The 14,963-nt window shown below is 68.2% G+C and carries 13 protein-coding genes; 5 read left to right on the forward strand and 8 right to left on the reverse strand.

The features are described from left to right. Position 1 precedes the first annotated feature (1 nt). Entirely contained in the window at positions 2-919 is a 918-nt protein-coding gene (locus K9D25_RS14035) for a branched-chain amino acid ABC transporter permease (protein WP_244376129.1), read from the reverse strand. 392 nt (positions 920-1,311) lie between these two features. Here K9D25_RS14035 and K9D25_RS14040 point away from each other — a divergent pair, with 392 nt between their 5' ends. Further along, the gene (locus K9D25_RS14040; protein WP_244376131.1) at positions 1,312-1,836 is read left to right on the forward strand and encodes a flavin reductase; all 525 of its coding nucleotides are present in this window, start codon (positions 1,312-1,314) and stop codon (positions 1,834-1,836) included. A gap of 7 nt (positions 1,837-1,843) precedes the next feature. Here K9D25_RS14040 and K9D25_RS14045 read toward each other — a convergent pair whose 3' ends face one another. Further along, positions 1,844-3,031 carry an NAD(P)/FAD-dependent oxidoreductase gene (locus K9D25_RS14045; RefSeq protein ID WP_279613739.1) on the reverse strand — a complete coding sequence of 396 codons (1,188 nt, stop codon included), beginning with the start codon at positions 3,029-3,031 and terminating at the stop codon, positions 1,844-1,846. Beyond that, positions 3,028-4,116, reverse strand: coding sequence for a lysine-2,3-aminomutase-like protein (locus tag K9D25_RS14050; RefSeq protein ID WP_244376133.1), 1,089 nt, complete (start codon positions 4,114-4,116; stop codon positions 3,028-3,030). Before K9D25_RS14050 ends, K9D25_RS14045 begins: the two co-directional genes overlap by 4 nt. 87 nt (positions 4,117-4,203) lie before the next feature. Between K9D25_RS14050 and K9D25_RS14055 the strand changes: the two genes are divergently transcribed. Together K9D25_RS14055 and K9D25_RS24940 are read left to right on the forward strand one after the other, a co-directional pair. Then, a complete protein-coding gene (locus tag K9D25_RS14055; RefSeq protein ID WP_244376135.1) occupies positions 4,204-4,527 on the forward strand; it encodes an XdhC family protein in 324 nt (107 codons plus the stop codon). Continuing rightward, complete coding sequence (locus tag K9D25_RS24940) at positions 4,527-5,867, forward strand: XdhC family protein (protein WP_279613740.1); 1,341 nt, start codon at positions 4,527-4,529, stop codon at positions 5,865-5,867. The genes K9D25_RS14055 and K9D25_RS24940 overlap by 1 nt, the downstream gene beginning before the upstream one ends. Positions 5,868-5,878: 11 nt before the next feature. On the opposite strand, the gene bcsS is transcribed toward K9D25_RS24940, so the two are convergent. Together bcsS and K9D25_RS14075 are read right to left on the reverse strand one after the other, a co-directional pair. Next, the gene (bcsS, locus tag K9D25_RS14070) at positions 5,879-6,637 is read right to left on the reverse strand and encodes a cellulose biosynthesis protein BcsS (protein ID WP_244376137.1); all 759 of its coding nucleotides are present in this window, start codon (positions 6,635-6,637) and stop codon (positions 5,879-5,881) included. A 142-nt stretch (positions 6,638-6,779) separates the two neighbouring features. Beyond that, on the reverse strand, positions 6,780-7,238 hold the full coding sequence (locus K9D25_RS14075) for a DUF488 domain-containing protein (RefSeq protein WP_244376139.1): 459 nt from the start codon (positions 7,236-7,238) through the stop codon (positions 6,780-6,782). 210 nt (positions 7,239-7,448) lie between these two features. On the opposite strand from K9D25_RS14075, the gene K9D25_RS14080 reads away from it, so the two are divergent. Beyond that, a complete protein-coding gene (locus K9D25_RS14080) occupies positions 7,449-8,924 on the forward strand; it encodes an ATP-binding protein (RefSeq protein ID WP_244376141.1) in 1,476 nt (491 codons plus the stop codon). Positions 8,925-8,994: 70 nt separating this feature from the next. On the opposite strand, the gene K9D25_RS14085 is transcribed toward K9D25_RS14080, so the two are convergent. The 3 genes from K9D25_RS14085 to K9D25_RS14095 form a co-directional block, all read right to left on the reverse strand. Further along, a complete protein-coding gene (locus K9D25_RS14085) occupies positions 8,995-10,323 on the reverse strand; it encodes a TRAP transporter large permease (RefSeq protein ID WP_244376143.1) in 1,329 nt (442 codons plus the stop codon). Further along, positions 10,323-10,952 (reverse strand): TRAP transporter small permease subunit, encoded by a 630-nt coding sequence (locus K9D25_RS14090; RefSeq protein ID WP_244376145.1) that lies wholly within the window; start codon positions 10,950-10,952, stop codon positions 10,323-10,325. The genes K9D25_RS14085 and K9D25_RS14090 overlap by 1 nt, the downstream gene beginning before the upstream one ends. Before the next feature lie 182 nt (positions 10,953-11,134). Continuing rightward, the gene (locus K9D25_RS14095) at positions 11,135-12,274 is read right to left on the reverse strand and encodes a TRAP transporter substrate-binding protein (protein ID WP_244376147.1); all 1,140 of its coding nucleotides are present in this window, start codon (positions 12,272-12,274) and stop codon (positions 11,135-11,137) included. A gap of 349 nt (positions 12,275-12,623) precedes the next feature. Here K9D25_RS14095 and K9D25_RS14100 point away from each other — a divergent pair, with 349 nt between their 5' ends. Then, complete coding sequence (locus K9D25_RS14100; RefSeq protein WP_244376149.1) at positions 12,624-14,840, forward strand: esterase-like activity of phytase family protein; 2,217 nt, start codon at positions 12,624-12,626, stop codon at positions 14,838-14,840. Positions 14,841-14,963 lie beyond the last annotated feature (123 nt).

A 14,963-nucleotide genomic window follows, 5' to 3' on the forward strand; every position in this document is an offset into this window, starting at 1 on the left:
CTCAGACCTTCTCGACCTCAGGCCGGCCGAGCAGGCCCTGCGGCATGAAAATCAGGGTGATGGCGAGGATGGAGAACGCCGCCACGTCCTTGTACTCGATGGAGAAATAGGCCGACCAGAAGGTCTCGATCAGGCCGATCAGCAAGCCGCCGAGCACGGCGCCGGGCAGCGAGCCGATGCCGCCGAGAACCGCCGCGGTAAAGGCCTTCACGCCCGGCACGAAACCGTCGGCGAAGTTCGCGACGCCATAATACATGAGGTAGAGCGTGCCGGCGACGGCGGCGAGCGCGGCACCGATGACGAAGGTCAACGAGATGGTGTGGTCGACATTGATGCCGAGCAGCGCCGCCATCTTGCGGTCCTGTTCGCAGGCGCGCTGGGCGCGGCCGAGCGAAGTCTTCTGCACGAGATACCAGAAGCCGCCGAGCAGGGCGGCGGTGACCACCATGATGATGACCTGCTTCCAGGCGAGGGTGACCTGGTAGGAGCCGGAATCCATCAGCACGATCACGTCGGTGATCATCGGCGGCACCGGCTTGTTGCGCGGGCCCTGCGTCACCTGCACGAAATTGGCGAGGAAGATCGACATGCCGATGGCCGAGATCATCGGCGCCAGCCGGAACGAGCCGCGCAGGGGCCGGTAGGCCACCCGCTCGATCGCCCAGTTGAGCAGCGAGGTGAAGAACATCGCCACGACCAGCACGATCGCCAGAGCGAGGAAGATCGAGGTGATGCCGAGCACCGTGGTGACCAGCAGGAAGCAGATCAGCGCGATGAAGGCGGAGACCATGAACACGTCGCCATGGGCGAAGTTCACCATGCCGATGATGCCGAACACCATGGTGTAGCCAATGGCGATCAGCCCGTAGATCGAGCCGAGCGTCAGCCCGTTTATGAGCTGCTGAACGAAAATTTCCATGATTGTGCCGGCTCCCCTCAGCCGAATTTGCGCAAGGCGCCGCCGCCGGGCTTTTGCACAGTTTATGACCGTGCCCGTACGACAAGCGCCCCTACTCTTAGCTCGCGCCCGTTTCCGATACAATTCGATCGAAAGACGAAATGCAATCGATCGAAAAGCATGATATTAGGGTGCTTAAATACCGCTAAATGCAAATCTCATTGCAACTCAAGCGGTTAATGTGACGAGACTGCGTCCGACCTGTGTCCGCCTCCGTCATTTTTGTCTTCACATCGTCATGTCGACGCGGGGGTCGGAGGCGCGGTTTCCAAAACCGGCCGCCAGAGGTTATGCACAGCGCATATGCGTGCGGGGGCCTTCGGTCCGCGCGCCGGTGCAGGAGGCACGGCAGATTGGATCAGCCAAAGGCGCCTGAGGCGCATCACGACGCCGGGCACGCGGTCGAGGCCGGGCTCTATCGCGAGGCGATGAGCCGGCTGGTCGCCGCCGTGCATGTCATCACCACCCATGGCGCGGAGGGCCGCGCCGGCTTCACCGCCACGGCGGTCGCCTCGGTGTCCGACAGCCCGCCGACCCTCCTCGTCTGCCTCAACCGCCGCATCCGCTCCGCTCCCGCCTTCCGCCAGGCCGGTCGGTTCGCGGTGAACATGCTGGCTGCCGAGCAGCAGGCGGTGGCGGAAGCGTTTGGCGGGCGCGGCGGGCTGGAGGGCGAGCAGCGATTCGGCGTCGGCCACTGGCATGAAGGGGCGCTGGGCCTGCCCTGCCTCACCGGCGCGGTGGCGGTGTTTCACTGCCGGCTGGTGGAGGCCCGCACCATCGCCACCCATGATGTGCTGGTCGGCCGGGTCGAGGCGGTGACGCTCGGCCCCGACAGGGCCAAGCTCGCCTATCTCGGGCGCGGGTTCCTCACGGTCTGATGTCGCCTCACGCCACCTGCCCGGCGACCCAGCCGGACGACCACGCCCACTGGAAATTATAGCCGCCGAGCCAGCCGGTGACATCCACCACCTCGCCGATGAAAAACAGGCCCGGCACGGTGCGGGCTTCCATCGTGCGTGAATCAAGCCCGGCCGTGTCGACGCCGCCCAGCGTCACCTCGGCGGTGCGGTAGCCTTCCGAGCCGGTCGGCTTGAGCCGCCAGCCATTCACCGCCTCGTCGATCCGCCGCAGCGCCTTGTCGGAAAGGTCGGCGAGGTTGGCCGGGCCCGCCTCGCGCTCGGCGATGAGCTGGGCGAGGCGCTTGGGCAGAAGCGTCGCCAGCGCGGTGGCGGGCGCCTGCCGGCCATGGGCGGCACGCATATCGCGCAGCCGGGCGAAGATGTCGGTGTGCGGCGCCAGCGCCAGCGTGATCTCGTCGCCTTCGCGCCAATAGGAGGAAATCTGCAGGATCGCCGGGCCGGACAGGCCGCGATGGGTGAACAGCAGCCCTTCCTCGAACCGCGTCTTGCCATGGCTCACCCGGCCTTCCACCGCCACGCCGGCGAGCGGGGCGAGCCGCTCCAGCTGCGCGGGATCGAGGGTCAGCGGCACGAGCCCCGGGCGGGTGGGCTGCAGCGCCAGCCCGAAGCGTTCCGCGATCTCATAGCCGAAGCCGGTGGCGCCCATTTTCGGGATCGACTTGCCCCCCGAGGCAACGACCAGCGAGCGGCAGGCGACACTGCCGGTCGTCGTCGCCACGGTGAAGCCGTCAGCCGCCCGCTCGATTCCGGTGATAGCGGTGGCTAGACGCAGTTCGCCGCCGGCCTCGCGCAGATCGTCGGTGAGCATGTCGACCACCTGCCGGGCAGAGCCGTCGCAGAACAGCTGGCCGAGGGTCTTCTCGTGCCAGGCGATGCCGCGCCGGTCGATGCGGGCGATGAAGTCCTGCGCGCGGTAGCGCTTCAGCGCCGAAATGGCGAAGCCGGGATTGGCGGAGAGATAGTTGCGCGGGCCGGCATCGCGATTGGTGAAATTGCAGCGTCCGCCGCCGGAGATGCGGATCTTCTCGCCCGGCGCGCGGGCATGGTCGAGCACCACGACCCGGCGCCCGCGCCGCCCGGCTTCGATGGCGCACATCAGCCCGGCGGCGCCGGCGCCGATCACCACCACATCGACGGGCGTGGGGCGGCTCACACGCCCTCTCCATAGGCGTGCACGCCGCCGCAATAATCGGTGACGCGCCAGCCCTCCGGCGCCGCTTCCAGATAGGAGGGGCCGACCGGCACCTTGCCGTGGCCGCCGGGAATGTCGAGCACATAGGTCGGAAGCGCGAGACCGGAGACCCGCCCGCGCAGCGCCGCCATCAGCGCCTGTCCGCGCTCTATCGGCAGGCGGAAATGCGCCGTGCCGGGGGCGAGGTCGGGATGGTGGAGGTAATAGGGTTTCACCCGGCACTCCACCAGCGCGCGAAATAGCGCGGCGAGTGTTCCGGCATCGTCATTGACGCCCGCGAGCAGCACGCTCTGGCCCACCAGCGCGATTCCGGCATCGGCGAGACGGGCCAGCGCCGCGCGGGCCTCGGGGCCGAGTTCGCGCGCATGGTTGGCATGAATGGCGACATAGGTCGTCACGCCCGGCGCGCGCAGTGCCGCCACCAGCGCGGGGGTGATGCGTTCCGGCGCGGCGACCGGCACGCGGGTGTGGAAGCGCACGATCTTCACATGCGCAATCGCAGCGAGGCGGGCCATGAGATCGGCCAGGCGACGTGGCGAGGCGACCAGCGGGTCGCCCCCGGTGAGCACCACTTCCCAGATCTCCGGCCGGCCGGCGATATAGGCGAGGGCGGCGTCGAGCGCATCGTCGGAGAGGCTGGTTTCCGCGCCGGGCCCGACCATCTCCCGGCGGAAGCAGAAGCGGCAATAGACCGCGCAGACCCCGACGAGTTTCAGCAGCACCCGGTCGGGGTAGCGGTGGACGATGCCCGGCACCGGGCTGTGCGCGTCGTCGCCGATCGGGTCGTCACGCTCTTCCGGCCGCGTCTCCAGCTCGCGCGCATCGGGCAGGAACTGCCGGGCGATGGGATCGGCGGCGTCGGCGGGATCGATCAGACGGGCGAGCGTCGGTGTCACCGCCACGGCGTAGCGCGCTTCCACCGCTTCCAGTGCCGGATCGGCCGGCACAAACCCGGCCTGCGCCAGCTCACCCACACGGCGCAGGGTGCGGGCGGGCAGCGCTTCGGGCACGGGCGAGGGGAGGGGCGTACGGACGGGCGAGTTCATGCGCGGTCTTGTGATCGTTTCCGCCCGCGCGGGCAAGGCACGTTTGCTGCGGCGCGTTATAGTGCGGGAGAGACCGGAGGAGAAAACATGCTCACGCGCGAGGACGATGTGCTGCAGGTGGCGGCCGATTGGCGGCGGGCCGGCCGGGGGGTGGCGCTGGCCACGGTGATCGAAACCTGGGGCTCGGCGCCGCGCCCGGTGGGCAGCCATCTCGCCATTGATGAAGACGGCAATTTCCTCGGCTCGGTGTCCGGTGGCTGCGTCGAAGGCGCGGTGGTGGCGGAAGCCGCCGAGGTGATCGCCGACGGGCGGGCGCGGCTGCTGGAATTCGGCGTCGCCGACGCCACCGCCTGGCAGGTCGGCCTCTCCTGTGGCGGGCGCATCGCCGTCTATGTCGAGAAGGTCGGCTGATGGACCTCGCTTTGCTCGATGAACTGAATGCCGAACGCGCCGCACGTCGCGCCGCCGTGCTGGTCACCGATCTCGATGGCGGCGCCCAGCGCCTGGTGCGTGCCGGCGACGCCGGTGCCGATCCGCTGGCGCCGCATCTCGCCGAGGCGCTGCGCAGTGGGCGTAGCGGCAAGGTGGAGGCGCAGGGCCGGCGGCTGTTCCTCACCGTCCAGCTTCCCGCACCGCGCCTCGTCATCACCGGCGCGGTGCATATCGCGCAGGCGCTGGCGCCGATGGCGGCGGCGGTGGGCTTCGCGGTGACGATCATGGACCCGCGCACCGCCTTCGCGACGCCCGAGCGCTTTCCCGGTGTCGATGTGCGGGCGCACTGGCCGCAGGACGCGCTGGCCGAGCGGCCGCTCGATCCGTTCACCGCCGTGGCGGCGCTGGCGCATGACCCGAAGATCGACGACCCCGCGCTGGAAGCGGCGCTCAGCGCCGGCTGCTTCTATGTCGGCGCGCTCGGCTCGCGCAAGTCGCATGCCGGGCGACTGGCGCGGCTGGCGGAGCGTGGCGTGCCGCGCGCGGCGCTGGAGCGCATCCGCGCGCCGATCGGCCTCGATATCGGCGCCGCCACCCCGGCGGAAATCGCCGTCTCCGTCCTCGCCCAATTGGTCGGTGAACTGCGCCGCCGCCCGGCCCGCCCACCGGCCGCTCTGGTGCTCGCCGCCGGGCAGGGCACGCGCCTGCCGGGGGCGCACAAGCTGACCCTGCCGCTCGGCGGCGTGCCGCTGGTGCGCCGCGCGGTGGAGGCGGCGCTCGCCGCCCGCGCGCGGCCGGTGATCGTCGTTACCGGCCACGAAGACGCTTTGGTGCGGAAGGCGCTCGACGGGCTGGACGTGACCTTCGCCCCCAATCCCGACTTCGCGCGCGGGCTTTCCACCTCGTTGCGTGTGGGCGTCGCCGCTCTGCCGAAGGAGACGGAGCGCGTGGTGGTGATGCTCGGCGACATGCCGAAGGTCGAGCCGGCGCTTATCGACCGGCTCGCCGATGCGCTCGATCCGGCGCGCGGGCGGCTGGCGGCGGTGCCGGTGGCCGGGGCGCGGCATGGCAACCCGGTGGCGCTGGCGCGGGCGCTGTTCCCGGCGCTGATGACGCTGGAGGGCGATGTCGGCGCCCGCCGCATCCTCGCCGACAATCCCGATTTCGTCGTCGAGCTGCCGGTGGAGGGGGAGGGGGCCTTTGTCGATGTCGACACGAGAGAGGACCTTGAGGCGCTGGAAATCCATGAGATCGCCGCCGCCGCGAGCGATGTCGATGCCGCGGCCGCGCTGGAGGCGATGCGGGCGGAGGACGCCTGAGCCGGCGCGGCTCAGAACGGGATGAACAGGGACAGCGTGCCATAGGGGCTGTCGTCGCTGTCGCCACTCCACAGCCAGCCGGTGGCGGCACGCACTTCCCAATGACGGAACGCACCGCTCTGGAGCGGAGAGGCGAGGAACAGGCCGAGCCGGGCGCTCTCGTCCGGCCAGTCGGAAGTGGCGCCGGCCTCGACGCCGAGATCGAGCCAGGCGAGGGCCCGCCAGCCGGCGGTCGCCCGCCCGCTGACGCTGCCATCCGCCGTGGAGCCGCTGAGCGAGGCGGTGAGCGTCCAGCGCTCATCGAGGCGGTAGAACCATTCGACGACGGCCTTTCCACCCCAATGCGTCCCCGCGTCGCGATTGCCGGGATCGGGCGTGTCGAGCTGGTTGTCGATGACATTGACCCCGGCATAGAGCGCAAGGGCGTGCGGGCCGCGCAGGAACTGCCAGCCTAGCAGCACCTCGCCATCGGTCTTGTCGACGCTGTTCCAGCCGCCTGGCACGCCTTGCGTGCGGTAGTCATAGCGCCCGCCGCCGGTCTGGGTGCGCAGCCGCAGTCCCTCCCGGTCCATGTCAGCAAAGGGCGCCCAAGCCATGCCGCCCCAGCCATAGCCGCTGTCGCGGGCGATATCGACGCCGGTGTAGAAATAGAGCCGCCGCCGCAGCGACGCCTCCGCCCCCTCCTCGGCCGCCGCGCCGGGAGCCGGGCACGCGGCAGCGACGGTCGCCGCGAGGAGAGGCGCGAATAAACGCGCCGGCGAAGAGGACATCGCCGCGCTCACGGTTGTGGGGCTTCAGGAAGTACGCCTTATCCGAGCACCCGCCGCGACCAGCCTCAATCAACCGAAGGGTGAGGCGTGGTGCCGGTACACGCCCCGGTATGCCGCATTTTGTCGCAGTGTCAGGGGCGGTTCAGACCGGCGGCGCCATCAGGTGCTCGACGCTGACGCCGACCCGCTCGCAGATGAGATCGGCCACCATCTGCCGGTGGCAATGCTCGGGATGCCGCTCGAAGCACAGCACGCACACCCGCCGCCCGGCCTTCACCAGCGCGGTCAGCTCGTCGAGCTGCTCCTGCGCGGTGGGGGTGGCGAGATGGGCGTCGTAGATGCGGCGCAGCTCACTGAATTGCCCGCTGCGCGCCGCCTGCCGGCCTTCCGCCGGGGTGCCGAGGCCGCGCAGATGCAGATAGCCGATGCCGCGCTCGCTCACGCCGGCGGCGAGGTGGCTCTTGGAAAAGCCGGCGCGGCGCGAGGCGGCGACGGCGCGCACATCGACCAGCAGGTCCACCCCGGCGCCGCTGAGCGTGTCGAGCACGGCGGCGGAGGAGACCTGTTCATAGCCGATGGTGAAGAAGGGCGGGGACGACATGGCGGCAGAGTGGCGCGAAGCACGGGGCTTGTCGAGCCGGGCCGAATCTGTGGAGTTCTTGGCGGCTGTCGGCGCTGGCCCTTGCCACGTGCTAAAGGCAGGGCCGGGCGCGGCAGCCGGAGCGGCTTCCCGCCGGATCGGCCGGCTGGGGGGCGGGCAATCGAACCATGCGGCCTCGCGCGGGGCCGGTGCAGGGATGCGTCACCGCAGATGAAGATCGGTATCGAGCTTGGAAGCAGCAACGCCGGACAGCCGGTTCGGCTCGATCTGGAAGAGCTCCTGTCCACGCGCCTTCTGGTGCAGGGCAATTCCGGCTCGGGCAAATCGCATCTGCTCCGCCGTCTGCTCGAACAGAGCGCCGGCCATGTGCAGCAGGCGATCATCGATCCGGAAGGCGATTTCGTCGGGCTCGCCGAGCGCTTCGGCCATGTGGTGATCGACGCCGAGCGCACCGCCGGCGAAATCCAGCGCATCGCCGCCCGCATCCGCAAGCACCGGGCCTCGGTGGTGTTCAATCTCGAAGGGCTGGATGCTGACGCGCAGATGCGCTCGGCCGCCGCCTTCCTCAACGGCCTGTTCGACGCCGACCGCGAATTCTGGTTCCCGATGCTCGTCGTGGTGGACGAAGCGCAGCTCTTCGCGCCCTCGGGCGGCGGCGAGATTTCCGACGAGGCGCGGCGCATCTCGCTCTCGGCCATGACCAACCTCATGTGCCGTGGCCGCAAGCGCGGGCTCGCCGGCGTCATCGCCACGCAGCGCCTCGCCAAGCTGGCGAAGAACGTGGCGGCGGAAGCCTCGAACTTCCTCATGGGCCGCACCTTCCTCGACATCGACATGGCGCGCGCCGCCGATCTGCTTGGCATGGAGAAGCGGCAGGCGGAGAGTTTCCGCGATCTCAACACCGGCTCCTTCGTCGCCCTTGGCCCGGCGCTGGCGCGTCGCCCGGTAGCGGTGAAGATCGGCCATGTCGAGACGGCGAGCCGCAACGGGCGCCCCTCGCTGCTGCCGCCGCCGGAACTCGGCACGGCGGAAATCCAGGACCTGATCTTCGACGATCTCGGCACCGAGCCCTTGCCCGCGCCGCCCGCCCGGACGGAGCCGCGCGCCACCGAGGCCATTCTGGAGACGCTGGAAGACGCGCCGCCGCCCGAAGCCGCGCCGGTCGACCCGGAAGTCGCCGCCGCCTTCGAGGCGGAGCGCGAGGCGCTGGTGGAGGAAATCATCCGCCAGTTCGTCTCCGATCCCGAAGCGCCGTTCCGCTCCGCCGCCGCGCTCTACCCGGATTTTCTCGTGCATTGCCGGGTGCGCCGCGTCGGTTCGAAGGTGCCGGACCTTGCCGAATTCACCCGCCGGCTGGCCATTGCCCGCGCCGGGCTCGAATCCCGTGGTGGCGATGAGGGCTGGGCGCGCGCGGTCGACCAGGCGGCGGGTCTGCCGGAGGAGATGCAGGGCGTGTTCCTGCTGCTGGCGCGGGCCGGCATGGAGGGCGCGCCCTCGCCGGCGGACGAGGCGCTGGCCAAGGCCTATGGCAGCCGCTCGCCCTCGCGCGGGCGCTGGCTGCTGACCTATATGGAAGAGCGCGGCCATCTCGTCTGCGAGGCCGATTTCCGCGGCCGCCGCGTGGTGCGCTTCCCCGCGCTCGGCTGGAAGACCGCGCCGGGCGACCCGCGCGCGCCGGCGGCCTGAGAAATATCACACCGGCAGACATGAAAACGGGCCCGTCACCGGGCCCGTTTGCTTTTGCGGGTCGCGACCGTCAGCCGCCATAGAGATAGTTCGGCAGCCAGAGCGCGAAGCCGGGGAAGGTGTAGAGCAGCACCATCGCGAAGACCACGATGAGGATGAACGGCATCACCCCGGAGAAGATCTCGTCGATCGACACATGCTTGGGTGCCACACCTTTCAGGTAGAACGGCGCCATGGCGACGGGTGGCGAGAGGAACGAAGTCTGCAGGTTCAGCGCCACCAGCACCCCGAAAAAGATCGGGTCGATGCCGAAATGGTCGAGCAGCGGCAGGAAGATGGGCAGGAAGATGACGATGATCTCCGTCCATTCCAGCGGCCAGCCGAGCACGAAGATGATGACCTGGGTCAGGATCAGGAAGCCGATCGGCCCGATATCCAGCCCCATGATGAACTCTTCGACCACGCGCTGCCCGCCCAGCAGGGCGAACACGGCCGAGAATACCGCCGAACCCACGAACAGCCAGCACACCATGGCCGAGGCGCGGGCGGTGAGGAACACCGAATCCTTCAGCTTCTCAAGGCTGAAGGTGCGATAGGCCAGCGCGAGCAGGATGGCGCCCGCCGCGCCGATCGCCGCCGCTTCCGACGGGGTGGCGAGGCCGAGGATGATGCAGCCGAGCACCGAGACGATGAGCAGCACCAGCGGGAAGAACGAGGTCAGCAGCGCCCAGATCACCGTTCCCATGGGAACGTTGCGTTCCTCCGGCGGCAGTTTCGGCGCCAGCGACGGGTTGATCATGGCGCGGATGATGACATAGGCCATATACATGCCGGCCAGCGCGATGCCCGGCAGGAAAGCGGCGGCGTAGAGCTTCACCACCGACACGCCCGCCGTCGCGCCGTACAGAATCAGCATGACGCTAGGCGGGATCAGGATGCCGAGGCAGCCGCCGGCGCAGACGACGCCCGAGGCGATCTTGGTGTCGTAGCCGGCGCGCAGCATGGCCGGGAAGGCGAGCAGGCCCATCAGCGTCACCACGGCGCCGACAATGCCGGTCGCGGTCGCGAACAGGGCGCAGGTGATGAGCGTCGCCACGGCCAGCGATCCGGGAATCCAGCCGGCGGCGAGCTGGATGGCGCGGAACAGCCGGTCGAGAATGTTCGCCCGCTCGATCACATAGCCCATGAACAGAAACAGCGGGATCGAGATCAGCACGTCGTTGGCCATCACCGAATAGGTGCGCTGCACGAAGAGCTGGAAGATGCCGTCGCCGATGGAGAGGTAGCCAAAGGCCACGCCGAGCGCCATCAGGGTGAAGGCGATGGGGAAGCCGAGCATCAGCAGGATGAGGAAGACGACCAGCATCAAGATGCCGAGCGCGGGATCGGAAAGAAACATCACAGGGTCCCCCGCGTGGTGGAGTCGCGCTCGACGGTGTTGAGCAATTGTTCTTCGGCCTCGGCCTTGGCGGCCGCCTCATCGAGAATGACCTTTTCGAGTTCCTCCACATCGTGCAGGCGCTGCGGCCATTCCCCGTCGCGGATGCAGATCCAGCAGCGCACGACCTCGACCATGCCCTGCAGCAGCATCATCACGCCGGTGATGGGGATCAGCGCCTTGAACGGCCAGATGACCGGGCCCTCGGGGCTGAAGGAGGAGTGCTCGTTCAGCAGGTAGGACAGGTAGAAATAGCCCCAGCCGGAATAGATCAGCGCCAGGATGCCGGGGAAGTAGAACAGGAAGTAGAGCACCAGATCGCTCTTTGCCTGCGTGCGCGGTGTCCATTTGCGGTAGATGAAGTCGCCGCGCACATGGCCGTTGCGCGAGAGCGTGTAGGCGCCGGCCATCATGAACAGGGCGCCATACAGCATCAGGCTGACATCATAGGCCCAGGTGGTGGGGTCGCGCAGCACGTAGCGGCAGAACACTTCGTAGCAGATCGCCACCATCAGGATGACGATGCACCAGGCGAACAGCTTGCCGATGAAGGCATTCAGCCGGTCGACGCCGAGAAGGATGGATTGCATGGGAAGGGGCCTCTTGGTGGCACGTCGTCAGGGCCGCGCGGTGTCCGGATAGGGAGAATGGCTCGCGCATCGGCACCTGCCTGCCGCGGCGCGCAGGTATGCGCGGCGAGGCCGGAAACCGGTGCCTACCGAAACCAAAAGCCCCTCTCCGTTGCCGGAGAGGGGCGCACGCGAACCCGGGATCAGGCCGGCTTGAAGAAGTGGTCGTAGGCGAACTTGTTGTCCGGCTCATATTCCAGCCGGAATCCGACGATGCGCTTGGCCCATTCCTTCTGGCTTTCGACCACCTTCTTGAACACCGGATCGGCGGAAAGGTTGGCGATCACCACGTCCCAAGCCTTGAGCTGGGCTTCCAGCACGGATTTGGGCGTCTGCAGCACCTTGACGCCGCGCGCCTTGATGGCGGCGAGGTCCTTGGAATAGCGGTCCTGCGCCTTCCACATCATGGTGGAGGAGGTGGCATCGGAGGCGCCGCGCAGGATTTCCTGCACATCCTTCGGCAGGCTCTCGAACTTGGTCTTGTTGAACAGGATCTCGAAGCATTCGAGCGCCTGGTGATAGCTGCCGAGCATGTAGACCTTGGCCACGTCAGGGAAGCCGAGCACGAGGTCGGAGGACGGGTTGTTGAACTCGGCGCCGTCGAGCAGGCCGCGGTCGATGGCCGGCACGATTTCGCCGCCGGGCACGATCGTCACCGCCGCGCCGAACTCCTTGAACAGGTCGGCGCCGAGGCCGACGGTGCGGTACTTCATGCCCTTCATGTCGTCCGGGCCGGTGATTTCCTTCTTGAACCAGCCGAGCGGCTGGCTCGGCATCGGCCCGCTCAGCATGCCGATCACGTTCAGCTTCAGCGTGTTCTGTACGAGATCGTCGTAAAGCTCCTGGCCGCCGCCGAAGCGGATCCAGCCGAGCAGTTCGTCCGCGTCCCAGCCGAAGGCGGGGGCGGTGCCGAACAGCGAGAACGCCTTGCTCTTGCCGTACCAATAGGCGGCGACGCCGTGGCCGCCGTCGAGAATGCCCGAGGATACCGCGTCCAGCATTTGGAAAGCCGGGACCACCGAGCCGGCGGGAAGAATTTCCAGCTCCACGCGCCCGCCGGTCATGGCGTTGACGCGTTTGACATAGTCGCCGGCGAATTCGTGGAAGATGTCCTTGTTCGGCCAAGTCGACTGGAATTTCAGCTTGATCGGGGCCTGCGCATGAACCGCCGGGGCGGCGACGGTGGCGCCGGCGGCCGCCGCTGCGGCGGTGGCGATGAAGCGGCGACGGCTGGTGCGAACATCCGGACGCGCGTCCGTGGTCTTCCCTGACGTTTCGGTCATGGGGCGGTTCCTCCTCTAGCGTTTCCTTGCGGGTAGTCCCCCGCCGGGCGGCGCTTCGGCGCCTTGTCCCGATGCCCCAAGGAGACGATGCCGAAAGAGCGAGTGCAAGCCCTAATTGACGATTTTTACTGTAATCCTTTCGTCCGAAAGTCGAATGCTTGGTCGGTGACGCAGAGGTCGCACGTCCGGCCGCACCACGCCGCTGCGGAAGGGGAGGCCGGGTGCCGCAGCGGAGGCTATCCGCGGTCCTTCCGGCGCAGAGGCCGCTGTCGTCATGCCTTTGTCATGGTGAGGCCGTTGAACCGCAGCAGCGCGGGCCGGTTCCGCCCGCATCCGATCGGAGACCCCCATGCGCCCGATGCTTCTCGCCACTGCTTCCGTCGCCGTGCTCACCCTCGTCGCCCTGAGCGCCCCCGTGCGGGCGGCGGACGCGCCGTTCAACCGCATTTCCACCTTCAACGTGGTGGAAAACCTCCCGGCCGGTGCCGATCCCGCCAAGCCGACGGCGGCCGAGATCATCACCTATACCGAAGACGGCAACACGCTGATCTACAGCGACAGCCCCGGCGAGCGTATCGGCTTCATCGACATCACCGATCCGGCGGCACCGAAGGCGGCCGGCGTGGTCGCGCTCGACGGCGAGCCCACCACCACGGTCGTGATCGGCTCCAAGGCCTATGTCGGCGTCAACACCTCCGTTTCGAAGGACAAGCCCTCCGGCCATCTCGCGGTGGTGGACCTTGCCACCCGCAAGGTGGAGGACAAGATCGACCTCGGCGGACAGCCGGATTCGATCATCAAGAGCCCGGATGGAAGCTATCTCGCCATCGCCATCGAGAATGAGCGCGACGAAGAGGTGAATGACGGCGCGCTGCCGCAGCTCCCGGCCGGCAATCTCACCACTTTCGAGGTGAAGGACGGCCGCGTGGTCGATGCTTCCAAGAAGGTGATCGACCTCACCGGCCTCGCGGCGATCGCGCCCGAGGACCCGGAGCCGGAATATGTCGACATCAATTCCCGCAACGAGGTCGTGGTCACGCTGCAGGAGAACAACCACATCGTCGTGGTGGACCTGCCCACCGGCAAGATCCTCTCGCATTTCTCCGCCGGCACGGTGGATCTCGACAAGATCGACACCAAGAAGGACGGGGTGATCGACCTTTCCGGCTCGATGAAGGCGGTGCCGCGCGAGCCTGACACCGTGCAGTGGATCGACGATAACCGCTTCGTCATCGCCAATGAGGGCGACTGGAAGGGCGGCACGCGCGGTTTCTCCATCTTCGACAAGACCGGCAAGCTGCTGTTCGAGAGCGGCACCGCGCCCGAGCACATGGCGGTGCGCCTCGGCCATTATCCCGAGAAGCGCAACAAGAAGGGCATCGAGATGGAGGGCGCGGAAGTCGCCACCTTCGGCGATGACCGTCTGATCTTCGTCGCCTCCGAGCGCGGCTCGCTGGTCTTCGTCTATCGCGACAAGGGCCCCGGCGCGGCGCCGGAATTCCTGCAGGTGCTGCCCGGCGGTGTCGGCCCGGAAGGGCTGATGGCGCTGCCCAAGCGCGACCTGTTCGTCACCGCCGCCGAAACCGACAACCGCAAGGATGGCGGCATCGGCTCCGTGGTCACCGTCTATCAGCGCCAGCCCGGCGCGACGGCGGCCTATCCCACGCTGCTCTCGGTCGACGGGCCCGACGGCCTGCCGATCTGGTGGTCGGCGCTGTCCGGCTTCGCGGCGGACGCCAAGGACGCTGGCAAGCTCTATGCGGTGACCGACAGCGCCTATGCGCAGGCGCGCATCCTGACCATCGACGCCACAGCGACGCCGGCGAAGATCACTGCCGCCACGGTTGTGACCAGGGACGGTGAGCCGGCCAAGGGGCTCGACCTCGAAGGCATCGCGGTGCGTCCCGAAGGCGGCTTCTGGGTGGCCTCCGAAGGCAATCCGGAGAAGAAGGAGAAGCCGACGCAGAACCTGCTGCTGCGCGTCGGCGCGGATGGCGCCATCGCCGAAGAGATCGCGCTCCCCGAGGCGGTGGCGGCGCAGGCCGGCCGCTTCGGCTTCGAGGGCGTGGCGGTGGTCGGCACCGGCGCGGACGAGACGGTGTGGATCGCGGTGCAGCGCGAGTGGAAGGACGACCCGAAGGGCTTCACCAAGCTCCTCGCTTACAAGCCGGCCGACAAGAGCTGGGGCGTCGTGCGCTACCCGCTCGACAAGGCCGCCAAGGGCTGGGTCGGCCTGTCCGAGGTCTCGCCCTACAAGGACGGCCTCATTGTCATCGAGCGCGACAACCAGATCGGCAACGACGCCGTGATCAAGAAGCTGGCCTATGTCTCGCTGAAGGACGTGAAGCCGGCGCCGCTCGGCAGCGAGGTCACGCCGCCGGTTCTGGTGAAGAGCGAAGTCAAGGACCTGCTGCCGCTGCTCAAGGCGACGCATGGCTATGTGCTCGACAAGGTTGAGAGCTTCGCCATCGACGCCGCCGGCAACGCCTTCATCGTCACCGACAATGACGGCGTCGACGGCACCTCCGGCGAGACGCAGTTCATGTCGCTCGGCAAGATGAACTGAGGCAAGGGGCTCGCGCTCCGCTTCTCCACCCCTCATCCCCGGGGCGTGACCCGGGGACCCGGCTCTGCGCCGGTGATCCCGGTCCTCCGGGTGGCCGGGTCAAGCCCGGCCATGAGGGATAAA

Origin of the sequence: Ancylobacter polymorphus (genome assembly GCF_022836935.1) — a bacterium.
Classification (GTDB): domain Bacteria; phylum Pseudomonadota; class Alphaproteobacteria; order Rhizobiales; family Xanthobacteraceae; genus Ancylobacter; species Ancylobacter polymorphus_A.

What these genes read in the sequence shown, in the direction of transcription:
- bcsS (WP_244376137.1), bottom strand. Translation starts at nt 6,637, where the DNA reads ATGTCCTCTTCGCCGGCGCGTTTATTCGCGCCTCTCCTCGCGGCGACC.
- K9D25_RS14095 (WP_244376147.1), bottom strand. Translation starts at nt 12,274, where the DNA reads ATGACCGAAACGTCAGGGAAGACCACGGACGCGCGTCCGGATGTTCGC.
- K9D25_RS14080 (WP_244376141.1), top strand. Translation starts at nt 7,449, where the DNA reads ATGAAGATCGGTATCGAGCTTGGAAGCAGCAACGCCGGACAGCCGGTT.
- K9D25_RS14075 (WP_244376139.1), bottom strand. Translation starts at nt 7,238, where the DNA reads ATGTCGTCCCCGCCCTTCTTCACCATCGGCTATGAACAGGTCTCCTCC.
- K9D25_RS14100 (WP_244376149.1), top strand. Translation starts at nt 12,624, where the DNA reads ATGCGCCCGATGCTTCTCGCCACTGCTTCCGTCGCCGTGCTCACCCTC.
- K9D25_RS14055 (WP_244376135.1), top strand. Translation starts at nt 4,204, where the DNA reads ATGCTCACGCGCGAGGACGATGTGCTGCAGGTGGCGGCCGATTGGCGG.
- K9D25_RS24940 (WP_279613740.1), top strand. Translation starts at nt 4,527, where the DNA reads ATGGACCTCGCTTTGCTCGATGAACTGAATGCCGAACGCGCCGCACGT.
- K9D25_RS14090 (WP_244376145.1), bottom strand. Translation starts at nt 10,952, where the DNA reads ATGCAATCCATCCTTCTCGGCGTCGACCGGCTGAATGCCTTCATCGGC.
- K9D25_RS14035 (WP_244376129.1), bottom strand. Translation starts at nt 919, where the DNA reads ATGGAAATTTTCGTTCAGCAGCTCATAAACGGGCTGACGCTCGGCTCG.
- K9D25_RS14050 (WP_244376133.1), bottom strand. Translation starts at nt 4,116, where the DNA reads ATGAACTCGCCCGTCCGTACGCCCCTCCCCTCGCCCGTGCCCGAAGCG.
- K9D25_RS14085 (WP_244376143.1), bottom strand. Translation starts at nt 10,323, where the DNA reads ATGTTTCTTTCCGATCCCGCGCTCGGCATCTTGATGCTGGTCGTCTTC.